This is a genomic window from Sphingobium sp. LMC3-1-1.1 (assembly GCF_040676285.1).
Taxonomy (GTDB): domain Bacteria; phylum Pseudomonadota; class Alphaproteobacteria; order Sphingomonadales; family Sphingomonadaceae; genus Sphingobium.
The window spans coordinates 76,412-102,507 of the sequence record NZ_JBEGHQ010000034.1; the positions used below are offsets into that span (position 1 = coordinate 76,412).

A 26,096-nucleotide genomic window follows, 5' to 3' on the forward strand; every position below is an offset into this window, starting at 1 on the left:
TCCTAAAGGCGGGGCAGATAATGGTCGCCATGCGATATGGCGCGGAAGACATGGTCCTCCCGGCGGACCAGCAGGATGGTTTCGCCCTCTTCCAGCGTCTGGCCGGCATTGTCGGGTTCGACCATGACATAATGCGCCTGGCCATAGGCATCCTCGACCCGGGCGCGGGCGGGGGAGCCGCTGCGCGCCACGCCGGTGACGATGCGGGCAAAGCTGCCGGTCAGCGCGTCCAGCGGAACGGCGCTGCTCTGGTCGCGGGGAAGCAAGGGGGGGAGCCACCGCGCGGCAAAGCCGGTCAAGGGCAGGCTGGCGAGGAAGGCGGCGGGCGCGGCGATCAGCGGCGACAGCATGGCGCCGGCGAAGTCAAGCAGCAGATGCTGTCCGATCAGCCCGATCATGCCGAACAGCGCCAGGAAGATCGCGAGCAGCATCAACAGCGGCAGACGGCCCAGCCCCAGCCAGCCCAGCCCCAGCCAGCCCAGCAGATCCGCGTCGCCGTGAATGTCGAGATCGAAATCGCCCGCGATGCCGATGGCCTGCACCGCCCCTATGAGCAGCATGAGCACGATCGCCGAGACGAAAACGATATTCTCGGTCGCGAAAAGAAACGCGGCCACCCCTGTCTCCCCTGATTCGCGTCAATGCTAATATATTGACGAAAAAGGGGATAGGGCAAAGCGTGGCGGCGCTGCGGCGAACCGAGCGCGCTTAGCGGGCGGCGCGATCCCGTCCGAAATAGAGGTCCGCGATCCGGCCATTCTGCACCGAGCAGGTGAAGTGGCGCGGCCGGCCGTCCTGCGCCCGCCAGCCGGATCGGACCTCGACATCGCCCTCCACATCATAGCCGTTGCGCGTCTCGCGGGGCTCCTGCACCTGCCGTACCTCGGCAAAGCCGCCGTCCCGTTCGGCCTCGTCGCGGGCGGCGAGGGCGCAATAGGTGATCGCATCCTCCCCTTCCTGGTCGGAGGGGCGCGCCTCGGCCAGATCGTCCTGCCTGCCGTCGCGGCCGGGGGATGCGGCGTCGGCATGATCCTGATCCGCCGCCACGACGTCGGAAAAATCATCGTCGGCACGCGCCTGGCCGGGGCGATCATCCGGGGCGGCGTCATCGGCCGGCGGCTGCGCTTCGTCCGACAGCCCGTCCTGTTCCTGCGGCGCGCTTTGCCCCGGTCGATAGGGCTGCGCCGATGCGATGCCGCCCGTCAGCAGGCCCAGCGCGATCAGCGACCCTGTCATCCACCTCATCTTGTTCATGGCCCTCGTCCCTCAACGCAAATCTTGCCGATGGCTAGAGCGGGTTTCGATCCGATTGAATCAGATAGCCGCTCCGAATTCCTTGTTTGCCGCGATTTCTTAATCAGCGATCGGTTCCGATCGCTTGGAAATCGCTCTAGGCGGTTGTGGCTGTCGGGGGCCTGAACGCCGGGTGTGTCGCCATGGCTAAGCGCCGGCCCGGTCCACCGGACCGCCAGGCGCCGCGTCGGACGGTTGCGGCTATTGCGGCTGTGCGCTCAGTTTCAGCCCCGTGTAATAGGCGGCAAAGGCATAGCTGTCGGCATATTCGTCGATCAACTTGTCCACAGGCTTGCCAGCGCCGTGCCCCGCCCTGGTGTCGATCCGGATGAGGCGGGGCTTCGGCCCCAGCTCCGCCGCCTGCAGCGCCGCGGCATATTTGAAGCTGTGCGCCGGCACCACCCGGTCGTCGGTATCGCCCGTGGTGACGAGGATCGCCGGATAGTCCTTGCCGCTTATGATGTTGTGATAGGGCGAATAGGCGTAAAGCAGGTGGAAATCCTCTTCCCGGTCCGGCGATCCATAATCGTCGATCCAGTAGCGGCCCGCGGTGAAGCGGTCGAAGCGCAGCATGTCCATCACGCCCACCGCGGGCAGTGCCGCGGCGAACAGGTCGGGCCGCTGGTTCACCACCGCGCCGACCAGCAACCCGCCATTGGACCGCCCCTCGATGGCGAGGCCGTCCTTCGTGGTATAACCATTGGCCTTCAGATATTCGCCTGCCGCGATGAAGTCGTCGAACACATTCTGCTTGTTGGCCAGCCGGCCCGCATCATGCCATGCCTTGCCGAACTCGCCGCCGCCGCGCAGATTGGCGATGGCATAGACGCCGCCCTGCTCCAGCCACGCCATGCGCGTCGCCGAATAACCAGGCGTCAGCGCGATGTTGAAGCCGCCATAGCCGTACAGGATCGTCGGCGCGGGCGTTCTGGAAAGGGCCAGCACCTTCTTGCGGATGACCGTCATCGGGATCATCGTGCCGTCCTTCGACGGATAGCTGATCTGTTCAATGCCGTAGTCGTCGGGATTGAAGGGCAGTTCCGGCCGGGCGAACAGCTCGTAGCGCAGCGTCGCCGTGTCGAAGCGGTAGATGCTCGATGGCGTGGCAAAGCCCGAGAAGCTGAAGAAGGTTTCCGGGTCGCCGTCGCGCCCGCCGAAGCCCGCCGCTGTGCCCGTGCCCGGCAGCGGCACGTCGCTGACCTTCCGCCCGCTGAGGTCGACCAGTTCCGCCACGCTTTCCGCATCGGACAGATAGGCGAGGATCAGCCGGTCCCCCACCAGCGACCCGCCCGCCAGCGTATCCATGCGTTCGGCCACCACCTGTGTGCTGCTGCGCCGGGGGAAGCGAGCGTCGATCGAAACCACGCGCAAATGCGGCGCATATTGGTCGGTGATGAAGTAGAGCGTCGACCCCCGGCTGCCGATCAGTCGCCAGTCATTGGTGATGCCCTTCACCAGCGGGCGTATCTTCACCCTGCCGCCCGTCAGTTCGGCCAGATGCAGCTCCCGGCGCGGGTCCGTGCCCTGGAAGCTGCTGATGACCAGCCAGCGCCCGTCCTGCGTCACTTGCGCCGTATGGCTGAGGCGCGGTTGATCGGGCGTGGCGTAGATCAGCTGGTCCTGCGCCTGTGCCGTGCCGAGCCGGTGATAATAGAGCTGTTGCCCCACCGTTGCGGATTGCGACCCGGCGCCATCCCGCGGCGCGTCGAAGCGCGAATAGAAAAAACCCTGCCCTTGCCCGTCCCAGGCAAGCTGGGAAAATTTCACCCATTGCACGACATCGTCGAGCGGCCGGGCCGAGGCGACGTCCAGAACCTTCAGCGTGCGCCAGTCGCTGCCCGCCTCCTGCACGGCATAGAGCAGGAAGCGGCCGTCGGGCGAGGGCGCCCATTCCGCCAGCGCGTCCGACCCGTCCTCCGCCCAGGCATTGGGATCGATCAGCAATCGCTGCGCGCTGTTCAGTCCGTCGCGCACATAGAGCGGCGTCTGGTTCTGGAGCCCCTTGTTATAGCCGTAGAAGTAGCGCCCCCCCGCCTTGCGCGGGATCATGTAGCGGCCATGGGCGAACAGCGCCTGCATTCGTTTCTTGAGGATCTCGCGCCCCGGCAAGCCGTCAATGTAACGGCGGGTGAGGCGGTTTTCCTGTCCCACCCAGTCGCGGACGGCAGGATCGTCGCGCGGCTCCTTTTCCAGCCAGCGATAGGGATCGCTCACCTTGACCCCGAAATGATCCTCGATCAGGTCAATCCGCCTCGCCTCGGGGTAGCGCAGGCCATGGCCGTGCAGATCGCCGTCATTGCCGCGCGGACGATATGCCGTCTCCGGAAGCTTGCTTCCCGAACCGCTCGCAGCGGCCAGGTTGCGCGCTATGTTTGCTTGGTCTCCGGGCGCAATCGGACCTGCGCCCGGCTCTGCTCCGGCGGGGAGGGCAAGCAGCAGCAGCGACGCCAGAGCCAGGCAGCCAAGGGCGCGCATCCTCTCCAACTTCCATCCCCATGAAAACAAACGAAACAGGCCGTGGCTCTTATCAAGCCACGGCCTGTTCCGAAATCAAATTACCACTTTCGAAGCAGTGGTATCAGCCGATCACGCCGCTTCCAGCTCATCGGCATCGGCGCCCTGGACCGGACCGGAATCCTGCCCCTTGGCATCGACGTCGCGGTCGACCAGTTCGATGATCGCGATCGGCGCCGCGTCCGAAGCGCGGATGCCGGCCTTGATCACGCGGGTGTAACCGCCGTTGCGGTCCTTGTAGCGCTCGGCCAGGACTTCGAACAGCTTGGTGAGCTGCGCGTCGTCCTGCAGGCGGGAATGGGCCAGACGACGGTTCGACAGGCCACCCTTCTTGGCGAGGGTGATCAGCTTCTCGACGTAAGGACGCAGTTCCTTCGCCTTGGGCGTGGTCGTCAGGATCTGCTCATGCTTGATGAGCGAGGCGGCGAGGTTGCGGAGCAGCGAGTTGCGATGCCCGGCGCTGCGCTGCAGCTTGCGATGACCAACCTTGTGACGCATTTTTCTTCCTTCGTTCGTTAAGGGGCCGTCTAGCGGGTCCCATCGAAATGCTATTTCGATGGGCGCCCTCTGGTACCCCAGACCAGGCGGCGTTCAAGGGCCGCCGCCCTATGCCCTTTCGATCGTCCGGCGGACCGTCACGGCAGTAAATCCCGTGACGTCAGTCGACGCCATGCGTCGCTGGCCGGTCGTTCGCATTCGCTTTGCGAACCGCCGCGCTGCTGCGCTGCGCGGCTCGCTTCGTCTCAGCCCAGCAGCTCCTGTTCGAGCTTCTTGGCCATTTCCTCGATATTTTCCGGCGGCCAGCCGGGGATGTCCATCCCCAGGCGCAGGCCCATGGACGACAGCACTTCCTTGATCTCGTTCAGCGACTTGCGACCGAAATTCGGGGTGCGCAGCATCTCTGCCTCGGTCTTCTGGACCAGATCGCCGATATAGATGATGTTGTCGTTCTTGAGGCAGTTGGCGCTGCGGACCGACAGTTCCAGCTCGTCCACCTTCTTGAGCAGGTAGCGGTTGATCTGGTTCGCGTCGCTCTCGCCTTCGCCAGCCGAAGCGCCGGAGGCGGCGCCCGTAGCCGGAGCGGAAGCGGGCAGGGCGTCCTCGAAATGGACGAACAGCTGGAGCTGGTCCTGAAGGATGCGCGCGGCATAGGCCACCGCGTCCTCGGGCGTCACGGTGCCGTCGGTCTCGACGGTCAGCGACAGCTTGTCATAGTCCAGTTCCTGGCCGACGCGGGTGTTGTCGACCTTGTAGGCGACCTGGCGCACCGGCGAATAGAGCGCGTCGATCGGGATCAGGCCGATCGGGGCATCGGCCGGGCGATTGGCGACGGCGGGGACATAGCCCTTGCCGACGTCGGCGGTCAGCTCCATGTTCAGGGTCGCACCCTGGTCCAGATGGCAGATCACCAGGTCGGGGTTCATCACTTCGATGTCGCCCACGGTGGTGATGTCGCCGGCGCGCACTTCGGCAGGGCCGGTGGCGGACAGCTGGAGACGGCGGGGACCGTCGCCTTCCATCTTGAGCGCGACCTGCTTGATGTTGAGGACGATGTCCGTGACGTCCTCACGCACGCCCGCGAGCGAGGAGAATTCGTGGAGGACGTTCTCGATCTTGATCGAGGTGACCGCCGCGCCCTGGAGCGAGGAGAGAAGAACCCGGCGCAGCGCATTGCCGAGCGTCAGGCCGAAGCCGCGCTCCAGCGGTTCGGCGACGAAGGTCGCCTTGCGCCTGCCGTCGCCCGCCACCTTGATCTCAAGGCTGTTGGGCTTCTTCAATTCCTGCCAGTTCTTCATGTTGACAGTCATGTATTTCCCCTGGGGATGTGGCCGAAACGTTCAAAATCCTGACCCGACAGGACGTTCCGACCGATGCAGATGGGTGAGCGGGCGACGCGTCCGCCGCCCGCCGACAAGCCGCGCGTCGTTATCAGACGCGGCGGCGCTTGGAAGGACGCACGCCGTTGTGCGGGATCGGCGTCACGTCGCGGATCGAGGTGATGTGGAAGCCAACGGCCTGCAGCGCGCGCAGGGCCGATTCACGGCCCGATCCCGGACCCTTCACTTCGACTTCCAGGGTGCGCACGCCATGTTCGGCCGCCTTGCGGCCGGCGTCTTCGGCGCAGACCTGCGCGGCGTAAGGGGTCGATTTGCGGCTGCCCTTGAAGCCCATCATGCCGGCCGAGGACCAGCTGATCGCATTGCCCTGGGCGTCGGTGATCGTCACCATGGTGTTGTTGAAGCTGGCGTTGACGTGCGCGACGCCGGCCGAGATGTTCTTGCGTTCGCGGCGCTTGATGCGCTGGGGTTCGCGTGCCATTTTGCTCTAATCCTACTGAAATCGTTAAAAGCGGAAGTGACCGGAGGGCCGAGCCGAAGGGGCTGACCCTCAACGATTACTTCTTCTTGCCAGCGATCGGCTTCGCCTTGCCCTTGCGGGTGCGCGCATTGGTGTGCGTGCGCTGACCGCGAACCGGCAGGCCCTTGCGGTGACGCAGGCCGCGATAGCAGGCGAGGTCCATAAGGCGCTTGATGTTCATCGCGGTTTCGCGACGCAGGTCGCCTTCCACCGTGTGATCGGCGTCGATGGCTTCGCGGATCTGCAGGACTTCGGCGTCGGACAGGTCCTGGACGCGACGGCTGTGGTCGATGCCCAGCTTGTCGGCGATCGCGACGGCGGTGTGACGGCCGATGCCGTGGATGTAGGTGAGCGCGATGATCACGCGCTTGTTGGTCGGGATGTTGACACCCGCAATACGTGCCATGGTAATCTGTACTCCTGCTCCACGGGGCGGTTGGCGCCACCCCATCTCAAAGCGTCAGGGCTGCAGTCCTTAGGCAGACGACAGCCGATTCGATAGGCCCCAAGACGCAAAAAAGACGGCCAGCGCCACAGCACTGCCGCTCGTGAGCGTGTCGGGAAGGGGTGCCCTTAGCGATTCGGCCCTTGGCTGTCAATGACGGGCGGCCGCGAAAGCGGTGAAATCCGGCGCTTCCGCGACCCTGAATCTCCAACCCGTCCGACGCATCGTCGCGCCCTTTTCGGGTTGATGCAATCCTGTTCCCTGGGGCATGAAGGCGCGATGCGCTTCACTCTGCCCTCCATCCTGTCCGTGGCCGCCCTGGCCGTGCTGGCTTCCTGCGTCGGCGCGCCTGCGCAGCGCGCACCTGCGCCCGTGCCCGCGCCGCGCCCGGCCCCCGTCGCCAGGCCCGCGCCGCCTCCACCCCCGCCGGCCAACTGGCAGGACCGGCCGACCACGGCGGGCGACTGGCGCTATCAGGTGGACGGCGCCGGATCGGTCGCCCTGTTCGGCGCCGACGCGCAAAGCAGCAAGTTCATCATCCGCTGCGACCGCGCGACGCGCCGCATCGCGCTTTTGCGGCCCGGCCCGGCGCAGGCGGCAATGACGGTGCGGACCAGCTATGGCGCGGTCAACTGGCCCGCAAGCGCCCCCGCCGGGACCATCGCCGCGACGCAGGCGATCCGCGCCGCGAGCGACGCCACGCTCGACCAAATCGCCTATAGCCGGGGCCGTTTCGCGGTCGAGGTGCAGGGCATGGAGATGCTGGTGCTGCCAAGCTGGGCGGAGGTGAGCCGCGTCGTCGAGGACTGCCGCGCCTAAGTCCTTGATTTCCGGTGAACTGCGTCGACGTGACGGTAAATCACCTGCGATCGGCGGACGCAGAAGTATGATTCGAAAAAAGAATTTTACAAGCCTTGAACTGGCGGCCCGTCTGATTCACATATCATTTCATAGACGGCGAAGGACCAGTATCCGGGAACGGCTATAGGGGCTTCAACTAGCGAAAGGAGGTGATCCGATGTCTCATGGTTCAGCAATGGGGTCGGTCAAGTCCATTCGGGGAACGCGCCGCTGAGCGACGCCATAGCGTCGGTTTTGCAGACATCCGGTGACTGTCGACTGCGGTTCCGCAGGCGAAGCGCCCTATCCGCAGAATAGCGCGAACCAACGTTTCCCTTGGGCGGCACTTCCGGCCGCTGACCATGTCAATGATGGGCCGCTGGAGACTTATCCCTCCAGCGGCCCCTCTCATATGTGGCGCGGTCTTGCCTGATATAGGCGCGCGAAGATCGCTCCTGCCTCACCCCGCGATCGATCCGTCCTAGCGCTCCACCCCCTTTGCCTTCCCCCAGGCCCGCGCCGCCGTATATCCGAGATAACCGGTGCCAAAGAGCGCATAGAGCGGTTCGGGCAAGGCACTGAAATAGGCCTGCATCGCCCGAATGATCCCCGCCGCCACGTCGGGGCGCACCCCGCCGATCAGCCCCAGCGGCACCGACCACAGCAGCAGTCCGTACATCACATAAAGAAAGGCGGGACGCGCCGACAGCGTCCACCGGTCGCGCGCGATGCGCCTGCGCGTAGAGGTCATGCCGACCCTCCTAACCGATCCGATTGGCAAGCCAGCCGTAAAGAAAGGCCTCGTTGGCGGGCCTGCTCTCGGCCAGCGCCAGATAGCGCTCGCCCTGAAGCGCCTCCAGCGCCTTGAGCAACACCTTCTCTCCCGCGGGCCCGCGCACGGCCAGGAATGCGCCCAGCGCGGCGAGCGTCCTCGCGCCCACGGCCCGATCCACCTTCACATCGGCATAATCCCGCCCGTTGCGGTTGAGGGCATTCAACGCCCGCTGAAGAAAGCCGCCCGCGACCGTGGCCCCCATGTTCACGGCCGTGTCGAACAGTTCCTCCGCCACCGCCGGAGCCAGTTCGGCGACAAAGGCGAAACCCGGCTTCTCCCAATAAAGCCGGCGATAGATCATCTCGGCCACCGACCTGGGCAGCGCCCGCATGTCGCCGCCATAGCCGTTTTCCCGCGCCACGCCTTGGGTGATGCCGAAATTCGTCGGACCGCCGCGATCCGCCGGATGGTTGCTGTAGCCGCCCTCCCGCGCGATGACCTCGTCGATCATAGCCGCAATATCCATGAAAACCGCCCTCCTGTTTCCGAAAGGCGGATCATTTATCCCATTTGGTTAGCTGTAGGACAGCGGAAAAGCGCTGAGGCAGGTCATCCGGCGAGGGAAGGAAACCAGGCAGGCTGAAAAAAGCCCTGCCGGAAATTTGGTCGGGACGAGAGGATTCGAACCTCCGACCCCCACACCCCCAGTGTGATGCGCTACCAGGCTGCGCTACGTCCCGACCGGAGCGGCGCAATTAGAAGCAGTTTGGCGAATATGCAAGCCATTCGATGCAGGCTTTTTGCGCATTCGTCGGAAACCCTAATCATGTTGCCTCAGCCGTGCGATCTGTGTTAGCCGCGCGCCCTTGATCTGTGGGCGTTTGTCTGCGCCCGCGACAGGACAAGAGAAGAAGGCGAAAGTCCCAAGCATGTTCATATCTCCAGCCTTTGCCCAAACCGCGGGCGGGGAATCGTCCGGCGCCTCCATGCTGGTTCAGATGGCCCCGCTGGTCCTGATCTTCGTCGTCTTCTACTTCCTGCTGATCCGTCCGCAGCAAAAGAAGATGAAGGACCACAAGGCCAAGATCGACGCCGTGAAGAAGGGCGATCAGGTCGTGACCGGCGGCGGCCTGGTCGGCAAGGTGGTCCGCGTCGACGATTTCTATGCCGAGGTCGAACTGGCGCCGGGCATGAAGGTGAAGGCGGTGAAGTCCACCCTGACCGACGTGATCGATCCCGCCACCGCCAAGCCCGCGAACGACTGAGACGTCCATGCTGAACTTTCCCCGCTGGGCGGTCTTTGCGATTCTGGCGCCGCTGCTGATCGGCATAGCCTGCGCCGTGCCGAGCTTCCTGCCTGACCGGGTGGTCGAGCAGTTGCCCAAATTCATGCAGACCCGCGTCAATCTGGGCCTCGACCTGTCGGGCGGCAGCCATTTGCTGCTCGAAGCATCGACGCAGGATGTGGCCAAGCAGCGGCTCGCCAATATGGAGGAGCAGGTCCGCACGGAACTGCGCCGGGGCGACACGAAGATCGCGATCGGCGACATTTCCAGCCGCGACGGGAAGCTCAGCTTCATGGTCCGCAACCCGTCGGAGGTTGACGCCGCCGTGGAGCGTATCCGGCCGCTGACGCAGGGTGCGGGCCTCACCGGCCAGCGCGATTTCAATGTCGAGGTGGTGAACAGCTCCACCATCGTCATCACGCCGACCCAGGCGGGCATCGACAATGCGGTCAAGGGCGCGATGGAAGTTGCGACCGAAGTCATCCGCAAACGCATCGACGAGATGGGCACGCGCGAACCGACCATCCAGCAGCAGGGCGACAACCGCATCGTCGTGCAGGTGCCGGGCCTCCAGAATCCCAAGGCGCTGAAGGATCTGCTCGGCCAGACCGCGAAGCTGGAATTCAAGCTGGTCGACGTCAACGCCAACCCGGCCGAAGTCGCGCAGGGCCGCGCCCCGGTGGGCAGCGAAGTGCTGCCCTATCCGACCAATCCGGCCGGGCCGCCGATGATCGCCGTCTACCGGCAGGTCATGGTGTCGGGCGAAGACCTGACCGACGCGCAGCAGGGCTATAACCAGCAGGGCAACGAGCCGATCGTCAACATCCGCTTCAATGGTGCGGGCGGGCGCAAATTCGGCCAGGTGACGTCGCAGAACGTCAACCGTCCCTTCGCCATCATCCTGGACGGCAAGGTGCTGTCGGCGCCGAACATCAATGAACCGATCCTGGGCGGCAGCGCGCAGATCAGCGGCAGCTTCACGGTGGAAAGCGCGAACCAGCTCGCGATCGCGCTGCGGTCGGGCAAGCTGCCCGTCGCGCTGACCGTGGTGGAGGAGCGCACGGTCGGTCCGCAATTGGGCGCCGACTCGATCAAGGCCGGCCTTACCGCCTCGATCATCGCGGTCGTCGCCGTCGCGGCCTTCATGTTCCTGAGCTACGGCCGCTTCGGCATGTACGCCAATTTGGCCGTCGCCATCAACGTGCTGGTGATCCTGGGCGTGATGGGTATTCTCGGCGCGACGCTGACGCTGCCGGGCATCGCCGGCTTCGTGCTGACCATCGGTACGGCGGTCGACGCCAACGTGCTGATCTACGAACGCATCCGCGAGGAACGCCGTCGGGGCCGCAATGTGGTCCAGTCGATCGAACATGGCTATAAGGAAGCCAGCCGCACCATTTTCGAAGCGAACGTGACCCACGCCATCGCCGGCGGCATCATGCTCGCTCTGGGGTCGGGTCCGGTCAAGGGCTTCGCGATCGTGCTGCTGATCGGCATCGCGACCAGCGTGTTCACCGCCGTCACCTTCACGCGCCTGCTGGTGTCGCGTTGGGTTCGCGCCAAGCGCCCGACCGAAATCCACATCTGACGGGCGGAGAGAAACATGAAACTGCTTAAGCTCGTCCCGGACAACACCAATATCGGCTTTGTGAAGCTGCGCCACTGGGCCTTTGCCCTGACGGCGCTGCTGACCGTGGTCGCGGTCGGCGCGACCTTCTACAAGGGCCTCAATCTCGGCGTCGATTTCGTCGGCGGACTGATGATCGAGGCGAAGTTCGAAACGCCGCCGCAAACCGACAAGGTGCGCGGCGTGATCGACCGGCTGGGCGTGGGCGACGGTTCGCTCCAGCAGTTCGGCGATCCCAGGACAGTGCAGATCCGCCTGCCGCTGCCGGAACAGGGCGGCGCGGGCGCGGCCAACGCCATCGTCGAAAAGGCGCGCAAGGCGATGACGGCGGAATTCCCCGGCGTCACCTTCTCCCGCTACGACACGGTGTCGGGCAAGGTTTCGGGCGAGCTGATCCAGAACGGCGTGCTGGCGGTGATGCTGGCGGTGATCGGCATCGCGATCTTCTCCTGGTTCCGTTACGAATGGCAGTTCGGCGTCTCCACCTTCGTCGCGATCATGCACGACGTGCTGATGACGCTGGGCTTCTTCGCCATCACCCAGTTGGAATTCGACCTCAACATTGTCGCCGCCGTGCTGACGATCGTGGGCTATTCGATCAACGACAAGATGGTGATCGACGACCGCATCCGCGAAAACATGCGCAAATATCGCAAGATGGACATGAAGTCGCTGATCGACCTGTCGGTCAACGAGACGCTGCCGCGTACCGTCATGACCTCCCTCACCGTGCTGCTGGCGCTGGGCGCGCTGCTGCTGCTGGGCGGCCATGTGCTGCGCGGCTTCACTGCGGCCATGATGCTGGGCATCATCGTCGGCACCTATTCCTCGGTCTATGTCTCCTCCTCACTGCTGATCAGCCTTGGCCTGTCCCCCGCCGCGGCGGAGAAGAAGGCGAGCAAGGCCAATCCCGCCGCCCAGGCGGAGCGCATGGGCCCGCGCGACGACGGGGCGCGGCCCTGAACGGGAACAGGTCCGGGATAGAGCTGCGCCGCGATGATGCGGGGCAGGGGCCGATCGTCACCGGCTTTCAGGGTCGCGGCTTTCGCGTCAGGGACGATGTCTTTCCCGACGGCCTGCTGCTGTCTCCCGTGCGGGCGCTCGCCTGGCGCCATGCCCCCGCCGTCGATGCGCTGACCGTCGCGGATCTGGGCGACCTGCTCGACCTGGATGTCCCGCCGGAATTCCTGCTGGTCGGCACCGGCGCGGCCCTGCGCCAGCCGCCGCGCGCCTTCGTGCGCGAACTGGAAGGCCGCGGGATCGGCGTGGAGGTGATGGACAGCCGCGCCGCCGCCCGCGCCTGGGGCGTGCTGCGCGCGGAGGAACGGTGGATCGTCGCGGCCCTCATGCCGCTTGTCTGAGGGGGGCTGTCCGCCCCGCCTTGCGCTTTCCTCTTCCTTTGCCTACTCTTGGGGCAAGTTCCGGCGCCTCTCGGCGCTGGCGAAGAAGAAAAGAGATACGGCCATGGTGCAGCACAGCCGCCCATCGCCGCAGAGTTCCGGCCCGGCCGGCGGAATTTCGGGCAAGGGGGTCCGTTCCGGTCCGGGCAATGGGAGCAAGGCTGCGGCCCTCACTCCCCCGTCGAAATCACGGGGCCTCTTGCCTCACGCGCTGCGGGGCCGGGGGTCCTATGCGGCGATTGACCTCGGCACGAACAACTGCCGCCTGCTGATCGCCAAACCCTCGGCGGACGGCTTCATCGTCATCGACGCCTTTTCGCGTATCGTGCGATTGGGGGAGGGGCTTGCCGCTTCCGGCCGGATCAGCGACGAAGCCATCGAGCGGGCGATTTCGGCCCTCTCGGTCTGCGCCGACAAGCTGCGCCGCCGGCATGTCACGCTGGCCCGTTCGGTCGCGACAGAGGCCTGCCGCCGCGCCTCCAACGGGGCTGAATTCATCCAGCGGGTCTATCGGGAAACCGGCATCGCCCTCGACATCATCAGCGCGCAGGAGGAAGCACGGCTGGCGGTGCTGGGCTGCCACGCGCTGCTGGAGCCGGGCGATGGGCCAGCGCTGATCTTCGACATTGGCGGCGGGTCGACCGAACTGGTGCTGGTGGACGCCAATCGCGCGGGCGCGCCGCATATCGTCGACTGGGTGAGCGCGCCCTGGGGCGTCGTCTCCCTGACGGAGAGCGAGGCGTTCGATCATGCCGATCCCATGGACCGGCTGTCGGCCTATGCCCGGATGCGCGCGCGTGTGGCGGACGCCTTCGCGCCGCTGGCGCGCCGACTGCCCTCGCCGCAGGCCGATATTCGCCTGCTGGGCACATCGGGCACGGTGACGACGCTCGCCAGCCTGCATCTCGACCTGCCGCGCTACGACCGGCAGGCGATTGACGGGCTGATCGTCCCTTCCACGTCGATGCGGGCGATTTCGGCGCGGCTGTCCTCCATGCCGCTGGCGGAACGGCAGAAGCTGCCCTGCATCGGGACGGAGCGGGCCGACCTGGTCGTGGCCGGCTGCGCCATATTGGAATCCATCCTCGACATCTGGCCCGCCCTGCGACTGGGCGTGGCCGATCGCGGCATTCGCGAGGGCATATTGCGCGGCCTGATGGACCGCGACGGAGTGAAGATGTGAGAGGCACTGGTGCCGGCAAGGTGCGGGTCAAGACGGCGAAGGGGCGGACGGCACAGTCCACCCGCTGGCTCGAACGACAGTTGAACGACCCCTATGTCCGCCGCGCCAAGGCGGAAGGGTGGCGCAGTCGCGCCGCCTTCAAGCTGATCGAACTGGATGAGAAATTCCATTTCGTGAAGGGTTCCCGCGCCGTGGTCGACCTGGGCGTGGCGCCGGGCGGCTGGGCGCAGGTGGTGCGGAAACTCTGCCCCAAGGCGAAGGTGGTGGGCATCGACCTGCTGCCGACCGATCCCATTCCGGGCGTCACGCTGTTCCAGATGGACTTCATGGACGACAAGGCGCCCGTTCTTCTGGCCGAGGCGCTGGGCGACGCGCCCGACCTGGTCATTTCCGACATGGCAGCCAACACCGTCGGGCATGCGGCGACCGACCATCTGCGCACCATGGGACTGGTCGAGGCGGCAGCCATGTTCGCCGTCGAAAATCTGCGCAAGGGCGGCACCTTCGTGGCGAAGGTGTTCGCGGGCGGCACGGACGCCGACCTGCTCGCCATCCTCAAAAGGCATTTCACCACGATCAAGCACGCCAAGCCGCCGGCCAGCCGCAAGGGCAGCGTCGAATGGTATGTCGTGGCCCAGGGCTTCAAGGGGCGCGCCGAAGAAGGCTGATCCCGCTCATCTCTACCAAGAGATTGAAATGCCTGCCTGTTCCTGCGAAGGCAGGCCGTTTGGGGCGTTGGGGGAACATCATTGGTTTCGACGGTATCGACGGTCGCCTATCTGGGGCTGGAAGCGCGCGGCGTGGAGGTTCAGTGCCAGCTCGTGCCCGGCCTCCCCAATTTCATCGTCGTCGGCCTGCCTGACAAGGCGGTCGCGGAAAGCCGGGAGCGGGTGCGCAACGCCATCGCAGCCATCGGCCTGTCGCTGCCGCCCAAGCGCATCACCGTGAACCTTTCCCCCGCCGACCTGCCCAAGGAGGGGTCGCATTTCGACCTGCCGATCGCGCTGGCGCTGCTGGGCGCCATGGGCGTGATCGATGCCGAAACGCTTGCGGGCTATGTCGTGGTGGGCGAACTGGGCCTGGACGGCCGCATCGCCCCGACGCCTGGCGTGCTGCTCGCTGCGCTTCATGCCGGGGAGAGGGAACTGGGCCTCGTCTGCCCGGTGGCGCAGGGCGCCGAAGCTGCCTGGGCCGGCCAGGTGGAGGTAATCGCCGCGCCGGACCTGTTGGCGATCCTCAACCATTTCAAGGGCGCTGCCGCCCTGTCGCCCCCGCAGCCCGGCGAAGTGCAGCCGCCGGCGCGGACCGCCGACCTGCGCCAGGTCAAGGGCCAGGAAAGCGCCAAGCGCGCGCTGGAGATCGCGGCGGCGGGCGGCCATAATCTGCTGATGGTCGGCCCGCCCGGCGCGGGCAAGTCGCTGATGGCGAGCTGCCTGCCCGGCATCCTGCCCGAACTGACGCCGGGCGAGGCGCTGGAAACATCCATGGTGGCGAGCGTCGCCGGCACGCTGGAGAGCGGCCGGATCAGCCGCGCCCGCCCCTTCCGCAATCCGCATCACAGCGCCTCCATGGCGGCGCTGGTCGGCGGCGGGCACAAGGCACGGCCCGGCGAGGTCAGCATGGCGCATCTGGGCGTGCTGTTCCTCGACGAACTGCCCGAATTCCAGCGGACCGTCCTCGACTCGCTGCGGCAGCCGCTGGAGACGGGGGAAGTCACCGTCGCGCGGGCCAATGCGCATGTGACCTTTCCGGCGCGGGTGCAACTGGTGGCGGCGATGAATCCCTGCCGCTGCGGCCATCTGGGCGATCCCGCCTTGGCCTGTTCCCGCGCCCCGCGCTGCGCGGCGGACTATCAGGCCAAGGTGTCGGGACCGCTGCTCGACCGCATCGACCTGCATGTGGAGGTGCAGGCGGTGACGGCGGCCGATCTGGTCCTGCCGCCTCCCGCCGAGGGATCGGCGGAGGTCGCCGCACGGGTCGCGGCGGCACGGGCGGTGCAGACGCGGCGCTATGACGGCACGCGGCTTCGCACCAATGCCGAGGTGGATGGAGAAAGGCTGGAGGAGGTTGCCGGGCCGGATCAGGCCGGGCGCGAATTGCTGGCGCAGGCGGCCGCGGCGATGAAGCTGTCCGCCCGCGGCTATACCCGCGTGCTGCGCGTGGCGCGCACCATCGCCGACCTGGCGGGCGCGGAGCGCGTCGGGCGCGTCCATGTGGCCGAAGCGCTCAGCTACCGGCGGCGCGCCCCCGTAAACTGAGGGAGTTGAACTGACGGGGGCTTTCCCGTCGCCGCGCCAGGCTCAGGGCCTGCGAGGTTCCGCCATCACCACGTCCATGTCGGCCATGGCCAGCCGCAGCAGTTCCACCATGCTGTTGCGCGCGGCGGCGGTGTCGCGGGCGGCGATCGCCTGGTGGACCGCCTTGTGATCGGGCAGGGGGTCGCGCGGCAGCAGCTTCTTGCGATGCTTGAACGTGGTGGTCCAGCTTACCGCCGCCCCCACCGAACTTGCCAGCGCGGCCAGCGCGTCATTATGCGTCGCGGCCAGCACCGCATGGTGGAAACGCTGGTCCGCCGACCGGCCCTCCGGCGTGGAAAGTCCATGCTTCTCCATCTCGTCGAGCGCGGCCGCCATCACGGCCAGTTGCTCATCGGTCCGTCGCCGCGCCGCGAATTCGGCCGCCGCCGGCTCGATCACGCCACGCAGTTCGAACAGGTCGCGCACGAAATCGCGGTCCGGCTCGCCCGCGAACATCCACGCCAGCATTTCCGGGTCCAGCACGTTCCAGCGGCTGCGTGGCAGCACGCGGGTGCCCGCCTTGGGCCGGCTTTCCAGCATGCCCTTGGCGATCAGGATGCGCACCGCCTCGCGATAGGCGGTGCGGGATACGTGCAGCCGCACCGACGCCTCGATCTCGCCCTCGAACAGGTCGCCGGGCTTGTGGACGCCCGTCAGGATCGCGGTGCCCAATTGCCGGGCGATCGCCTGGTGGATGCGCAGCGAGCCCTCGTCCGTCGGAAATTTGCGTTCCGGTCCGTCCTTGCGCTCGCTTCCCACTGCCCTGTTCCCCCTGTTCAGTCCTCAAATGCCGTCGTAGGACAATGCCGGCCACAAAGAAAGGCGTCCGCCACCAACCGCAGCGGCGCGATGTCGGCGTCGATCGCCCGTTGTGCCACCAGATCGACGAAGCGGCGATACATGGCGGGATATTCCTGGTCCGGCGCCTTGAGCTGGATCTCCCCGTCCAGGCGCAGCATGTTGCCGCCTTCCGACAGCAGCAGGCTGCCGTTCGCGGTCTCGACCGCGATGTCCCATGTCTGCGGCCCCGTCTGGCGCCAGTCGAACACCGCCTCCACCGCCGCACCGGAAGCCGTCGCCATGCGCAGCGCGGCGCCGATCGGCGCGTCCTTGTTTTCCGGCACCTCCAGGCTGGCGGACAGCATCGTCACCGGCTCCGGCACGATTTCCGTCAGGATCGACAGGGCGTTGATGCCCGGATCGAACACGCCAAAGCCGCCCGCTTCCCAGATCCAGGGCTGGCCCGGATGCCAATGGCGGACATCCTCGCGCCATTGGATGTCGATGCGCCTGATGGTGCGCGACGCCATCCACGCCTTCGCCTGGGCGACCGCCGCGGCATAGCGGCTGTGCCAGCTTGCATAGAGGGTGACGCCCTGCGCGCGGGCAAGGGCGGTCAGCGCCTCCACTTCCGACACCGTGGCGCCGGGCGGCTTTTCCAGGAAGACATGCTTGCCCGCCAGCAGCGCCTGCCGCGCCGCCTGGTATCGGACCTGCGGCGGCTGGCAGAGGATGACGGCGTCCATGTCCCGCTCCCCGGCCAGCATCGCGTCCAGATCGGGATAGTTGTTCACGCCCTCCGCCTGCGCATTGCGGCTGGCGACCGCGACCAGCTCTATGCCCTCGGTCATCGCGATGGCGGGAAGATGCTGGTCGCGGGCGATCTTGCCCAGGCCGACAAGGCCTGCCCGGATGGTCATAGGACTTTCACCCTTGTCTGGCCTTCATCGGCCGCCCGGCGCAGGCCGTTGCGCACGGGCAGGATGAAGGGCGCGGCCTCCACCTCGAACACGTCGCCTTCCTGCGTCGCGAAGCCGTCCGAAAAGGAGAGGGTGGCCGTGCCGAAGAAGTGGACGTGGATGTCGCCCGGACGACGGAACAGACCATATTTGAAATGATGATGTTCCAGATTGTCGATGCGGTGGGACATGTTGGTTTCGCCCGATAGGAACGGCCTTTCCCAGACTGTCTCGCCGTTGCGGACGATGCGGCTGGTGCCGCGCAGATCGTCGGGCAGGTCGCCCAGCAGCAGTTCCGGCCCCAGGGACGCCTGACGCAGCTTGCTGTGCGCCAGCCACAGATAATTGCCCCGTTCGGTGACGTGATCGGAAAATTCATTGCCCAGGGCAAAGCCCAGCCGGACCGGCGTGCCGTCCGCGTCGATCAGGTAGATGCCGGCGACCTCCGGCTCCTCCCCGCCATCCTCCGCGAAGGCGGGCATGGCGAAATCCTCGCCGGGATGGATCAGGCTCTGGCCGTCGCCCTTGTAGAACCATTCGGGCTGCGCGCCGATGCCACCGTCGGCGGGCTTGCCGCCCTCCACGCCCATCAGGAACATGCGCATGCTGTCGGTCAGTTCACCCGCCGCGGCCGCCTTGTGCATCTTGTCGCGCCCTTCGGCCGAGCCAAGATGGGTAAGGCCGGTGCCCGCGACCAGCAGATGCGCGGCATCCTCATGATCGATGGGGCAGAGCAGCCGGACGGTGGAAAGGTCCACCGCTCCGCCCAGGCGCGCTTGCGCCATGGCGGCGAGGGCCGTTCCGGCCGCAATCGCCTCCAGCGCCAGCGCGCGGGTGGAGCTTGCGCCCTCCACGCGCCGGGCCGCGCCGCTGGCGTCGAGGGCGGCGACACCGCGACGGCCGCCTTCCTCGAACTGCACCAGCGAACGGATGGCGGACTGATCGGGGGACTGATCGGGGGGCAGGGTCACCGGGCGATCTCCAGCCTGCCCTCGACACGGCGGTTGAGCTGCCAGGGATTGGCGGCCTGCAGGGCGGGCGGCAGCACGGCGTCGGCCACATCCTGATAGCAGACCGGGCGCAGGAAGCGCATCATGGCGAGCGTGCCCACGGATGTGGAGCGCCCGTCGGAGGTCGACGGGAAGGGACCGCCATGGACCATGGCATGGGTCACCTCGACGCCGGTCGGCCAGCCATTGGCGAGCACGCGGCCGACCTTGCGCGACAGCGTGGGCAGCAGCCGGGCGGCATCGGCCTGATCGCTCTCCTCCATCTGCAGCGTCGCGGTCAACTGGCCCTCCAGATCGGCGATGGTGGCGATCATCTCCTCGACGGTCGCGCATTTGACGAGGATGGAGGAGGAACCGAACACCTCATGCGCCAGCGCGGGATTGGCGCGGAAGCGATCGCCGCTGGTGGCGAACAGCGCATGCTGCCCGCGATTGACGCCGTCTCCCGCGGCGCCGCGCGCGACCGTGGTGACGCCCTCCGCGCTGGACAGGGCGGCGACGCCCTTTTCATAGGCGGCATGGATGCCGGGCGTCAGCATGACCTGCGCCGCATTGCCCGACAGCGCTTCTGCGGCCGAAGCGACGAAGCGGTCGAGGTCGGGGCTGTCGAGCGCGATCACCAGGCCCGGATTGGTGCAGAACTGGCCCGAAAACAGGGTCAGCGATCCGACGAAGGCAGTCCCCAGTGCCTCGGCGTGGGCGGCCAGTGCGCCGGGCAGCAGCACGACCGGATTGATGCTCGACATTTCGGCATAGACCGGGATCGGTTCGGCGCGCTCGGCGGCGATCTTCATGAGGGCCAGGCCGCCGCCGCGCGACCCGGTAAAGCCCACCGCCTTGATGCGCGGATCGGCCACCAGCGCGCCGCCAAGGTCGTTGGTCGTGCCGGGCAGGTAGGAAAATACGCCTTCATGCAGGCCGCTTTCCCTGACCGCCGTCGCGATGGCGCGGGCGACCAGTTCGCCGGTGCCGGGATGGGCCGGGTGGCCCTTCACCACGACTGGGCAACCCGCCGCGAACGCCGATGCCGTGTCGCCGCCCGCAACGGAGAAGGCGAGCGGGAAGTTGGACGCGCCGAACACGGCGACGGGGCCGACCGACTGGTTGACGCGACGCAGGTCGCTGCGCGGCAGCGGCTGGCGCTCCGGCAGGGCCTTGTCGATGGTCGCGTCCAGCCAGTCGCCCTGGCGCACATAGCCGGCGAACAGGCGAAGCTGGCCGACGGTGCGGCCCCGTTCGCCCTCCAGCCGGCCGCGCGGCAGGCCGGTTTCGCTCATGGCCGTGGTGATCAGCAGGTCGCCAATCGCCATGATGCCGTCCGCCACCGCCTCCAGAAAGGCGGCGCGGGCGTCTGGCGTCAGGGTCGAGAAGCTCTCGAACGCGGCATCGGCCAGCGCGCAGGCGTCCGCGACATCGGCGGCCGAGGCGTTGTGGAAGGCGACCTCGCCCTTCGCGCCGGTCGACGGGTCGATGGCGAAGAAGGGTGCGCCGCCCTGGCGCTCGCTCGCGCCGACAAGGATGGCTCCGTTGAACATGGGGAAAACTCCGAAAAGGGGATCAGTGCCGAAAGGGGATCAGTGCCGAAAGGGGATCAATGCCGAAAAGGGGATCAGTGATTATCGCGCGGCAGACCCATGGTCTGGGCGATGCGCTGATATTTTTCCGCGCCCTCCAGGATCGCGCCGGTATTGAGCTGGCCGACCACGGAGCGCTGGATTTCCTGCCAGGGCGTCTGCGAGGCGGGATAGGGATAGCCGCCCTCGGTCACCAGCTTCGCCCGGCGGCTCGCCAGTTCCTCGTCGGAAATGAGGACGTTCACCACACCCTTGTTCAGGTCCATCCGCACCCGGTCGCCGGTCTGGAGCAGCGCAAGGCCGCCCATCGCCGCCGCTTCGGGCGAGGCGTTGAGGATGGAGGGACTCCCGCTCGTGCCCGACTGGCGCCCGTCCCCGATGCAGGGCAGGGCGGACACGCCCTCGGTGATGAGATAGGCGGGCGGCCGCATGTTCACCACCTCCGCCGCGCCCGGATAGCCGACCGGACCCGCGCCGCGCATGAACAGCAGCGTGTCGGGCGTGATGCCGACGGCGGGATCGTCGATCCGCGCATGATAGTCCTCCGGTCCGTCGAACACGACCGCCGGTCCTTCAAAGGCATTGGGATCTTCGGGATTGGACAGATAGCGCTGGCGGAACTCGTCCGAAATCACGCTGGTCTTCATCACCGCCGCGTCGAACAGATTGCCCGACAGGACGAGGAAGCCGGCTTCTTCCTTCAACGGCTGGGCGAAGGGACGGATGACCTTTTCATCCTCGATCTCCGCGCCCCTGCAATTCTCGCCCATCGTCTTGCCGTTGACGGTCATGGCGCCCTCGCGGATCAGTCCCTGCCCGATCAACTGGCCGACCACGGCCGGAACGCCGCCGGCGCGATAATAATCCTCGCCCAGATATTCGCCCGCGGGCTGGAGGTTCACCAGCAACGGCACCCTGTGCCCCACCGTCTCCCAATCCTTGAGCGGCAGGTCGACACCGACATGGCGCGCGATCGCGGTCAGGTGGATCGGCGCATTGGTCGACCCGCCAATGGCCGAGTTCACCACTATGGCGTTGTGGAAGGCGTCCAGCGTCAGGATGTCGGAGGGCTTCAGGTCCTCCGCCACCATCTCGACGATGCGCTTGCCGGTCCGATAGGCGACCTCCTGCCGGTCGCGATAGGGCGCGGGGATCGCCGCCGAACCCGGCAGCATCATGCCCAGCGCCTCGGCCAGCGAGTTCATCGTCGTCGCCGTGCCCATGGTGTTGCAATAGCCGGTGGAGGGTGCCGACGACGCCACCAGCTTGATGAAGCCCTCATCGTCGATCTTGCCCGCCGCCAGCAATTGCCGCGCATGCCACACGATCGTGCCCGAACCCGTCCGCTCGCCCTTGAACCAGCCGTTCAGCATCGGCCCGACCGACAGCGCGATGGCGGGGATGTTGACCGTCGCCGCCGCCATCAGCAGCGCGGGCGTCGTCTTGTCGCAGCCCGTGGTCAGCACTACTCCGTCCAGCGGATAGCCGTACATCGCCTCGACCAGTCCCAGATAGGCCAGGTTGCGGTCCAGCCCCGCCGTCGGCCGCTTGCCGGTTTCCTGGATCGGGTGGACGGGAAATTCCAGCGCAATGCCGCCCATTTCGCGAATGCCCTCGCGCACGCGCTCGGCCAGCACCATATGATGGCGATTGCACGGGCTGAGGTCGCTGCCGGTCTGGGCGATGCCGATGATCGGCTTGCCGCTGCGCAGTTCTTCCAGGCTGAGGCCGAAATTCAGGTAACGCTCCAGATAGAGCGCGGTCATGTCGATATTGTCTGGATTGTCGAACCAGGCGCGGCTGCGAAGCTTGTTAACGGGCTTGGACGAATCATTCATGGAAAAGGCACCTGTCGAAGAAAATGACCATTTTATTCCGGGCAAGTTGACCCGCTTGCCTCTCCGATATACTCATACAAATAGAATATCAAGGATGCTTCGGACAAAGTGATGGATTTGATGGGCCGCTATGAGGTTGTCGGGGACTGGGGCACCAGCCGCCTGAGGCTGTTCCGGGTGGAGCAGGGCCGCGTGACGGCGCGTCATGACGGCCCCGGCATCGCCGCGGCGCGGGGACAGGCGGAGGCGGCCTTCGCTGCCACCATCGGCCCCTGGCTGGACCAGGCCGCACCCGCGCAGATCCGCCTGTGCGGCATGGCCGGCGCCCGCGACGGCTGGGTGGAGGCGCCCTATGCGGACTGTCCGGCCGACGCCGTCGCCTGGCGCATGGCGTCGGCCCGGTTCGAATGGCGTGGCGTGCCCGTCGCGATCATGGCCGGCCTTGCCTGCACGAACCCGAACGGCGCGCCCGACGTGATGCGCGGGGAGGAGACGCAGATCTTCGGCGCCATCGCGCGCGATCCCGCGCTGGGCCAGGGCCGCCGGCTGGTCGTCCTGCCCGGCACGCACAATAAATGGGCGGTGGTGGAGGACGGCCATGTCACCACCTTCCGCACCATGCCGACGGGAGAGCTTTTCGCGCTGCTGCGGGACCATTCCACCCTCGGCGCGCAGACCGACCAGTCCGATCCCGCGCAGGAGGCGCAGGGCTTTGCCGAAGGCCTGGCGCGTGCGGAGGGAGGGCGGCTGCTCTCCTCCCTGTTCGCCGCGCGGAGCATGCGGCTGCGGGCGGGGCGATCGGCCCAGTGGGCGGCGGGCTATCTGTCCGGCCTGCTGATCGGGGCGGAGATCGCGGAAGTCGCGGACATGCTGGAACAGGATGACGATATCCTGCTGATCGGCGACGGCCGCCTCTCGATGCTCTATGTCCAGGCGCTGGGCAGGCGGGGGCTGGCGACGCAGGTGCTGGAGGGCGATGCCTGCGCGCTCGCCGGCCTCGGCCTTTCCTGATGAGGGATGGGGACCATTTCATTCCCCCACCTCCTGCTGGCGGGAGCATTCGGCGTCCCCGGCGCATCTGCCCTATTCCAACGGAGTACCACCATGACCCTCGATGATTTGCTGGCCGACGGCGCGCCGCCTATTTGCGCGATCCTGCGCGGTCTCCGGCCGGAAGAAGCGCTGGAGATCGGCGACGTCCTGATCGAATCCGGCATCCGCATTCTCGAAGTGCCCTTCAACTCCCCCGATCCGCTTCGCAGCATCGCTGCAATGCAGGCCGAATATGGCGATCGCGCGCTGATCGGCGGCGGCACGGTACTGTCCGTGACGGCGGTGGAGGAACTGCATGGCGCTGGCGGACGGATCATGGTGACGCCCAATAGCGACATGCAGGTGATCGCGCGCGGGGCGGAACTGGGACTGGAGCTTCTCCCCGGCTTCATGACGCCCAGCGAGGCCTTCGCCGCGGTGCAGGCCGGCGCGCGCCGGATCAAGCTGTTTCCCGCCGCCCGTCTCGGCCCCGCTTATGTAAGGGCGCTGAAGGACGTGCTGCCCGGCCATGTCGGCATCTGGGCGGTCGGCGGCACCGGCGCGGATTCGATCGGGGAATGGCTGGCCGCCGGCTGCGAAGGCATCGGCGTCGGCGGTGCGCTCTACCGGCCGGGCGACGGCGGCGCCTCGGTGCGGGACCGGGCGGTCGAACTGGTCGCCGCCTGGCGGCGGTCGCTCTGACCGCCGGGAGGCTTCATCCCGCCTGCCGCGCGTCGTCTCGGTCCAGCATGTCGCGAACCTTGGCGGCCAGCTCGGCATAGGTGAAGGGCTTGGTCAGCAGTTCCACGCCCGGATCGAGCCGGCCGTGATGAATGATGGCGTTGCGCGCATAGCCGGTGGCGAACAATATCCTCAGCCCCGGCTGCTGCGCCCGCGCCTGCTGGGCCATGTCGGCGCCGGTCATGCCGCCGGGCAGGATGACGTCGGTGAACAGCAGGTCGATGGGCTCCGACGCCATTTCCAGCGCCTGCAGCGCCGCCGCGCCGTTGTCCGCCTCCATCACCCGATAGCCCAGTTCCTTCAGCACATCGACGGTATAGGCGCGCACCTTGTCGTCATCCTCGCAGACCAGCACCGTCTCGTCGCCGCCGCATACCGGCGTGGCCCGGCTGACCGTGCCCGTGTCATTGTCGGGCAGGGGGCCGTAGAAGCGCGGCAGGTATATCTTGACCGTCGTGCCATGGCCGCGTTCGGAATAGACGCGAATATGGCCGCCCGACTGCTTGATGAAACCATAGACCATGGACAGGCCCAGCCCGGTGCCGCGCCCGACCTCCTTGGTGGTGAAGAAGGGCTCGATCGCGTGGCTCAGCACGTCCTCGTCCATGCCCTGGCCCGTGTCGGATACGCTGATCAGCACATATTGGCCGGGCGACACTTCCGCCTCCTGCGCGGCGTAAGCCTCGTCGATATGGGTGTTGGCGACCTCTATGGTCAGCTTGCCGCCGTCCGGCATGGCATCGCGCGCGTTCACCGCCAGGCTCAGCAACGCATTCTCCATCTGGTTGACGTCGACCTCGACCGGCCAGATCCGCGCGCTCTGGATCGTCTCCACCTCGATCGTCTCGCCCAATGTGCGGTTGAGCAGGTCGGACATGCCGCTCACCAGCCGATTGGGATCGATTCGTTCGGGCGCCAGAGGCTGGCGGCGAGAGAAGGCGAGCAGCCTTTGCGTCAGCAGCGCCGCGCGCTCCGCGCCCGCCATCGCATTGTCCGCCGCGCGCCGCAGCCGCGCCTGATCCTCGGGAAGGTCGCGTTGCAGCAGTTCCAGATTGCCGGTGACGATCTGCAGCAGATTGTTGAAATCATGCGCCACGCCGCCGGTCAACTGGCCCAGCGTCTCCATCTTCTGCGCCTGTCGCAGCGCATCCTCGGCGTCCGCGAGGGCCCGCGCACGGGCGCGCTGCTCGGTCACGTCGCGGGCGACGCAATAGACGAGGTTGTTTTCGGGCACCGCCGTCCAGCTGAAATTGCGGTAGCTGCCGTCCTTTGCCCGGAAACGGTTCTCGAACCGCGCCGTCGGCATGCCTTGCGCCAGGGCGGCGATTTCGCCCCTGGTCTTCGCCAGATCGTCGGGATGCTCCATCCATTCGGACGTGCGGCCGATCAGCTCGGCCTCGCTCCAACCCAATATGTCGGTCCAGGCCGGGCTGGCGGCCAGCCACGTGCCGTCCCGGTCAGCGACCAGGAAGGGGTCGCGCGCCAATGCCCAGAGACGGGCGCGATCGGCGCGCATCTCCTTTTCCGCTATCACCCTCTTGGTGGTCTCGCTGACGATGCAGAGCGCGCCGCCGATGGAGCCGTCCGCCTCGTAGACCGGCGAATAGTTGATGTCGAAGAACACCTGTTCGCCCAGCCCGCCGGCCCGCTCGATATAGAAGGGCCGGTCCTTGGCATGCACCGGCTGCCCCTGTTCGACGACGGAGCGCAGCAGCGGCTCCAGATCGTCCCAAAGCTCCGTCCACCCCTCCCGCGCCGGGCGGCCGAGCACGCGGGGATGCTTGTCCCCGATCGTGGGCGCATAGGCTTCATTATAGAGCGCGCAGAGCTCCGGACCCCAGAACAGCACGATCTCCGCCTGCGACGACAGCATCAGCCGGACCGCCGACACCAGCGCCGGGGACCAGCCGTCAACCGGCCCCAGCGGCGACCCGGCGTCGATGCGCGCGGTCAGCGCGCCCAGCGCGCCCTGGGCGGCGATCATCTCCCCTATGCCCCGCGCGCCGCTCATTGATTATCCTCGATCAATATGCTCATGGGACGAGATACGCCCCTCCCGCGCTTTGTATCCCTTCATGCACAAGGCGTTATGACCTTTTGTTCATGGTTCAGGGTTATCCTTGCAACCCGCGGGACAAGCGCGC

At 66.7% G+C, this 26,096-nt stretch carries 25 protein-coding genes and 1 tRNA gene; 10 read left to right on the plus strand and 16 right to left on the minus strand.

Going from position 1 to position 26,096, the window contains the following annotated elements; genetic code table 11:
- Nucleotides 1–2: 2 nt before the first annotated feature.
- The 7 genes from MRBLMC3_RS16505 to rpsM all read right to left on the minus strand — a co-directional run bounded on the left by MRBLMC3_RS16505 (nucleotide 3) and on the right by rpsM (nucleotide 6,571).
- Nucleotides 3–617 (minus strand): OB-fold-containig protein, encoded by a 615-nt coding sequence (locus tag MRBLMC3_RS16505; RefSeq protein WP_363830596.1) that lies wholly within the window; start codon nucleotides 615–617, stop codon nucleotides 3–5.
- Between the two features lie 91 nt (nucleotides 618–708).
- Complete coding sequence (locus tag MRBLMC3_RS16510; protein WP_363755450.1) at nucleotides 709–1,254, minus strand: hypothetical protein; 546 nt, start codon at nucleotides 1,252–1,254, stop codon at nucleotides 709–711.
- A 240-nt stretch (nucleotides 1,255–1,494) separates the two neighbouring features.
- A complete protein-coding gene (locus MRBLMC3_RS16515) occupies nucleotides 1,495–3,768 on the minus strand; it encodes a prolyl oligopeptidase family serine peptidase (protein ID WP_363830598.1) in 2,274 nt (757 codons plus the stop codon).
- A 111-nt stretch (nucleotides 3,769–3,879) separates the two neighbouring features.
- On the minus strand, nucleotides 3,880–4,305 hold the full coding sequence (rplQ, locus tag MRBLMC3_RS16520) for a 50S ribosomal protein L17 (RefSeq protein ID WP_133652635.1): 426 nt from the start codon (nucleotides 4,303–4,305) through the stop codon (nucleotides 3,880–3,882).
- Nucleotides 4,306–4,550: 245 nt separating this feature from the next.
- The gene (locus MRBLMC3_RS16525) at nucleotides 4,551–5,615 is read right to left on the minus strand and encodes a DNA-directed RNA polymerase subunit alpha (protein WP_363830601.1); all 1,065 of its coding nucleotides are present in this window, start codon (nucleotides 5,613–5,615) and stop codon (nucleotides 4,551–4,553) included.
- Nucleotides 5,616–5,736: 121 nt separating this feature from the next.
- A complete protein-coding gene (gene rpsK / locus MRBLMC3_RS16530) occupies nucleotides 5,737–6,126 on the minus strand; it encodes a 30S ribosomal protein S11 (RefSeq protein ID WP_004208752.1) in 390 nt (129 codons plus the stop codon).
- Nucleotides 6,127–6,202: 76 nt separating this feature from the next.
- Nucleotides 6,203–6,571, minus strand: a complete 369-nt coding sequence (rpsM, locus tag MRBLMC3_RS16535; protein ID WP_097090689.1) for a 30S ribosomal protein S13 — start codon at nucleotides 6,569–6,571, stop codon at nucleotides 6,203–6,205.
- Nucleotides 6,572–6,889: 318 nt separating this feature from the next.
- Here rpsM and MRBLMC3_RS16540 point away from each other — a divergent pair, with 318 nt between their 5' ends.
- Nucleotides 6,890–7,429 carry a hypothetical protein gene (locus MRBLMC3_RS16540; RefSeq protein ID WP_363830604.1) on the plus strand — a complete coding sequence of 180 codons (540 nt, stop codon included), beginning with the start codon at nucleotides 6,890–6,892 and terminating at the stop codon, nucleotides 7,427–7,429.
- Nucleotides 7,430–7,931: 502 nt separating this feature from the next.
- On the opposite strand, the gene MRBLMC3_RS16545 is transcribed toward MRBLMC3_RS16540, so the two are convergent.
- From MRBLMC3_RS16545 to MRBLMC3_RS16555, 3 genes are all read right to left on the minus strand, one after another.
- On the minus strand, nucleotides 7,932–8,201 hold the full coding sequence (locus MRBLMC3_RS16545; protein WP_363755454.1) for a 3TM-type holin: 270 nt from the start codon (nucleotides 8,199–8,201) through the stop codon (nucleotides 7,932–7,934).
- A 10-nt stretch (nucleotides 8,202–8,211) separates the two neighbouring features.
- Nucleotides 8,212–8,751: a glycoside hydrolase family 108 protein gene (locus MRBLMC3_RS16550; RefSeq protein WP_363830606.1), complete on the minus strand. Its 540-nt coding sequence runs from the start codon at nucleotides 8,749–8,751 to the stop codon at nucleotides 8,212–8,214.
- Nucleotides 8,752–8,888: 137 nt separating this feature from the next.
- Nucleotides 8,889–8,965, minus strand: a tRNA-Pro gene (locus MRBLMC3_RS16555).
- A gap of 189 nt (nucleotides 8,966–9,154) precedes the next feature.
- On the opposite strand from MRBLMC3_RS16555, the gene yajC reads away from it, so the two are divergent.
- The 7 genes from yajC (at nucleotide 9,155) to MRBLMC3_RS16590 (ending at nucleotide 15,979) form a co-directional block, all read left to right on the plus strand.
- A complete protein-coding gene (gene yajC / locus MRBLMC3_RS16560) occupies nucleotides 9,155–9,490 on the plus strand; it encodes a preprotein translocase subunit YajC (RefSeq protein WP_363738575.1) in 336 nt (111 codons plus the stop codon).
- A gap of 7 nt (nucleotides 9,491–9,497) precedes the next feature.
- Nucleotides 9,498–11,099: a protein translocase subunit SecD gene (secD, locus tag MRBLMC3_RS16565; RefSeq protein WP_363755458.1), complete on the plus strand. Its 1,602-nt coding sequence runs from the start codon at nucleotides 9,498–9,500 to the stop codon at nucleotides 11,097–11,099.
- Nucleotides 11,100–11,114: 15 nt separating this feature from the next.
- On the plus strand, nucleotides 11,115–12,101 hold the full coding sequence (gene secF / locus MRBLMC3_RS16570) for a protein translocase subunit SecF (RefSeq protein WP_363738577.1): 987 nt from the start codon (nucleotides 11,115–11,117) through the stop codon (nucleotides 12,099–12,101).
- A 113-nt stretch (nucleotides 12,102–12,214) separates the two neighbouring features.
- The gene (locus MRBLMC3_RS16575) at nucleotides 12,215–12,499 is read left to right on the plus strand and encodes an MTH938/NDUFAF3 family protein (protein WP_414714660.1); all 285 of its coding nucleotides are present in this window, start codon (nucleotides 12,215–12,217) and stop codon (nucleotides 12,497–12,499) included.
- Between the two features lie 103 nt (nucleotides 12,500–12,602).
- On the plus strand, nucleotides 12,603–13,721 hold the full coding sequence (locus tag MRBLMC3_RS16580) for a Ppx/GppA phosphatase family protein (RefSeq protein ID WP_363738579.1): 1,119 nt from the start codon (nucleotides 12,603–12,605) through the stop codon (nucleotides 13,719–13,721).
- Nucleotides 13,718–14,389, plus strand: a complete 672-nt coding sequence (locus tag MRBLMC3_RS16585) for an RlmE family RNA methyltransferase (RefSeq protein ID WP_363738581.1) — start codon at nucleotides 13,718–13,720, stop codon at nucleotides 14,387–14,389. Before MRBLMC3_RS16580 ends, MRBLMC3_RS16585 begins: the two co-directional genes overlap by 4 nt.
- Before the next feature lie 81 nt (nucleotides 14,390–14,470).
- On the plus strand, nucleotides 14,471–15,979 hold the full coding sequence (locus tag MRBLMC3_RS16590) for a YifB family Mg chelatase-like AAA ATPase (RefSeq protein WP_363830609.1): 1,509 nt from the start codon (nucleotides 14,471–14,473) through the stop codon (nucleotides 15,977–15,979).
- Nucleotides 15,980–16,021: 42 nt separating this feature from the next.
- Here MRBLMC3_RS16590 and MRBLMC3_RS16595 read toward each other — a convergent pair whose 3' ends face one another.
- From MRBLMC3_RS16595 to MRBLMC3_RS16615, 5 genes are all read right to left on the minus strand, one after another.
- Complete coding sequence (locus MRBLMC3_RS16595; RefSeq protein WP_133652647.1) at nucleotides 16,022–16,777, minus strand: FadR/GntR family transcriptional regulator; 756 nt, start codon at nucleotides 16,775–16,777, stop codon at nucleotides 16,022–16,024.
- A gap of 17 nt (nucleotides 16,778–16,794) precedes the next feature.
- Nucleotides 16,795–17,718, minus strand: coding sequence for a Gfo/Idh/MocA family protein (locus tag MRBLMC3_RS16600; protein ID WP_363830612.1), 924 nt, complete (start codon nucleotides 17,716–17,718; stop codon nucleotides 16,795–16,797).
- On the minus strand, nucleotides 17,715–18,728 hold the full coding sequence (gene araD1, locus MRBLMC3_RS16605; RefSeq protein WP_363830614.1) for an AraD1 family protein: 1,014 nt from the start codon (nucleotides 18,726–18,728) through the stop codon (nucleotides 17,715–17,717). The genes MRBLMC3_RS16600 and araD1 overlap by 4 nt, the downstream gene beginning before the upstream one ends.
- Nucleotides 18,725–20,302 carry an aldehyde dehydrogenase (NADP(+)) gene (locus MRBLMC3_RS16610; RefSeq protein ID WP_363830617.1) on the minus strand — a complete coding sequence of 526 codons (1,578 nt, stop codon included), beginning with the start codon at nucleotides 20,300–20,302 and terminating at the stop codon, nucleotides 18,725–18,727. The genes araD1 and MRBLMC3_RS16610 overlap by 4 nt, the downstream gene beginning before the upstream one ends.
- Nucleotides 20,303–20,376: 74 nt before the next feature.
- On the minus strand, nucleotides 20,377–22,179 hold the full coding sequence (locus MRBLMC3_RS16615) for an IlvD/Edd family dehydratase (RefSeq protein ID WP_363830619.1): 1,803 nt from the start codon (nucleotides 22,177–22,179) through the stop codon (nucleotides 20,377–20,379).
- Between the two features lie 111 nt (nucleotides 22,180–22,290).
- Between MRBLMC3_RS16615 and MRBLMC3_RS16620 the strand changes: the two genes are divergently transcribed.
- A complete protein-coding gene (locus tag MRBLMC3_RS16620) occupies nucleotides 22,291–23,190 on the plus strand; it encodes a 2-dehydro-3-deoxygalactonokinase (RefSeq protein ID WP_363830622.1) in 900 nt (299 codons plus the stop codon).
- A gap of 93 nt (nucleotides 23,191–23,283) precedes the next feature.
- Entirely contained in the window at nucleotides 23,284–23,913 is a 630-nt protein-coding gene (locus MRBLMC3_RS16625) for a 2-dehydro-3-deoxy-6-phosphogalactonate aldolase (protein ID WP_363830625.1), read from the plus strand.
- Nucleotides 23,914–23,926: 13 nt separating this feature from the next.
- Here the strand turns inward: MRBLMC3_RS16625 and MRBLMC3_RS16630 are convergent, their stop codons facing one another.
- Nucleotides 23,927–25,963, minus strand: a complete 2,037-nt coding sequence (locus MRBLMC3_RS16630) for a hybrid sensor histidine kinase/response regulator (protein WP_363830628.1) — start codon at nucleotides 25,961–25,963, stop codon at nucleotides 23,927–23,929.
- Nucleotides 25,964–26,096: the final 133 nt, after the last annotated feature.

What these genes read in the sequence shown, in the direction of transcription:
- MRBLMC3_RS16540 (WP_363830604.1), top strand. Translation starts at nt 6,890, where the DNA reads ATGCGCTTCACTCTGCCCTCCATCCTGTCCGTGGCCGCCCTGGCCGTG.
- MRBLMC3_RS16600 (WP_363830612.1), bottom strand. Translation starts at nt 17,718, where the DNA reads ATGACCATCCGGGCAGGCCTTGTCGGCCTGGGCAAGATCGCCCGCGAC.
- MRBLMC3_RS16580 (WP_363738579.1), top strand. Translation starts at nt 12,603, where the DNA reads ATGGTGCAGCACAGCCGCCCATCGCCGCAGAGTTCCGGCCCGGCCGGC.
- rpsM (WP_097090689.1), bottom strand. Translation starts at nt 6,571, where the DNA reads ATGGCACGTATTGCGGGTGTCAACATCCCGACCAACAAGCGCGTGATC.
- secD (WP_363755458.1), top strand. Translation starts at nt 9,498, where the DNA reads ATGCTGAACTTTCCCCGCTGGGCGGTCTTTGCGATTCTGGCGCCGCTG.
- MRBLMC3_RS16545 (WP_363755454.1), bottom strand. Translation starts at nt 8,201, where the DNA reads ATGACCTCTACGCGCAGGCGCATCGCGCGCGACCGGTGGACGCTGTCG.
- MRBLMC3_RS16615 (WP_363830619.1), bottom strand. Translation starts at nt 22,179, where the DNA reads ATGAATGATTCGTCCAAGCCCGTTAACAAGCTTCGCAGCCGCGCCTGG.
- MRBLMC3_RS16630 (WP_363830628.1), bottom strand. Translation starts at nt 25,963, where the DNA reads ATGAGCGGCGCGCGGGGCATAGGGGAGATGATCGCCGCCCAGGGCGCG.
- rpsK (WP_004208752.1), bottom strand. Translation starts at nt 6,126, where the DNA reads ATGGCACGCGAACCCCAGCGCATCAAGCGCCGCGAACGCAAGAACATC.
- rplQ (WP_133652635.1), bottom strand. Translation starts at nt 4,305, where the DNA reads ATGCGTCACAAGGTTGGTCATCGCAAGCTGCAGCGCAGCGCCGGGCAT.
- MRBLMC3_RS16510 (WP_363755450.1), bottom strand. Translation starts at nt 1,254, where the DNA reads ATGAACAAGATGAGGTGGATGACAGGGTCGCTGATCGCGCTGGGCCTG.
- MRBLMC3_RS16610 (WP_363830617.1), bottom strand. Translation starts at nt 20,302, where the DNA reads ATGTTCAACGGAGCCATCCTTGTCGGCGCGAGCGAGCGCCAGGGCGGC.
- MRBLMC3_RS16525 (WP_363830601.1), bottom strand. Translation starts at nt 5,615, where the DNA reads ATGACTGTCAACATGAAGAACTGGCAGGAATTGAAGAAGCCCAACAGC.
- MRBLMC3_RS16620 (WP_363830622.1), top strand. Translation starts at nt 22,291, where the DNA reads ATGGATTTGATGGGCCGCTATGAGGTTGTCGGGGACTGGGGCACCAGC.
- yajC (WP_363738575.1), top strand. Translation starts at nt 9,155, where the DNA reads ATGTTCATATCTCCAGCCTTTGCCCAAACCGCGGGCGGGGAATCGTCC.
- MRBLMC3_RS16550 (WP_363830606.1), bottom strand. Translation starts at nt 8,751, where the DNA reads ATGGATATTGCGGCTATGATCGACGAGGTCATCGCGCGGGAGGGCGGC.
- secF (WP_363738577.1), top strand. Translation starts at nt 11,115, where the DNA reads ATGAAACTGCTTAAGCTCGTCCCGGACAACACCAATATCGGCTTTGTG.
- MRBLMC3_RS16625 (WP_363830625.1), top strand. Translation starts at nt 23,284, where the DNA reads ATGACCCTCGATGATTTGCTGGCCGACGGCGCGCCGCCTATTTGCGCG.
- MRBLMC3_RS16515 (WP_363830598.1), bottom strand. Translation starts at nt 3,768, where the DNA reads ATGCGCGCCCTTGGCTGCCTGGCTCTGGCGTCGCTGCTGCTGCTTGCC.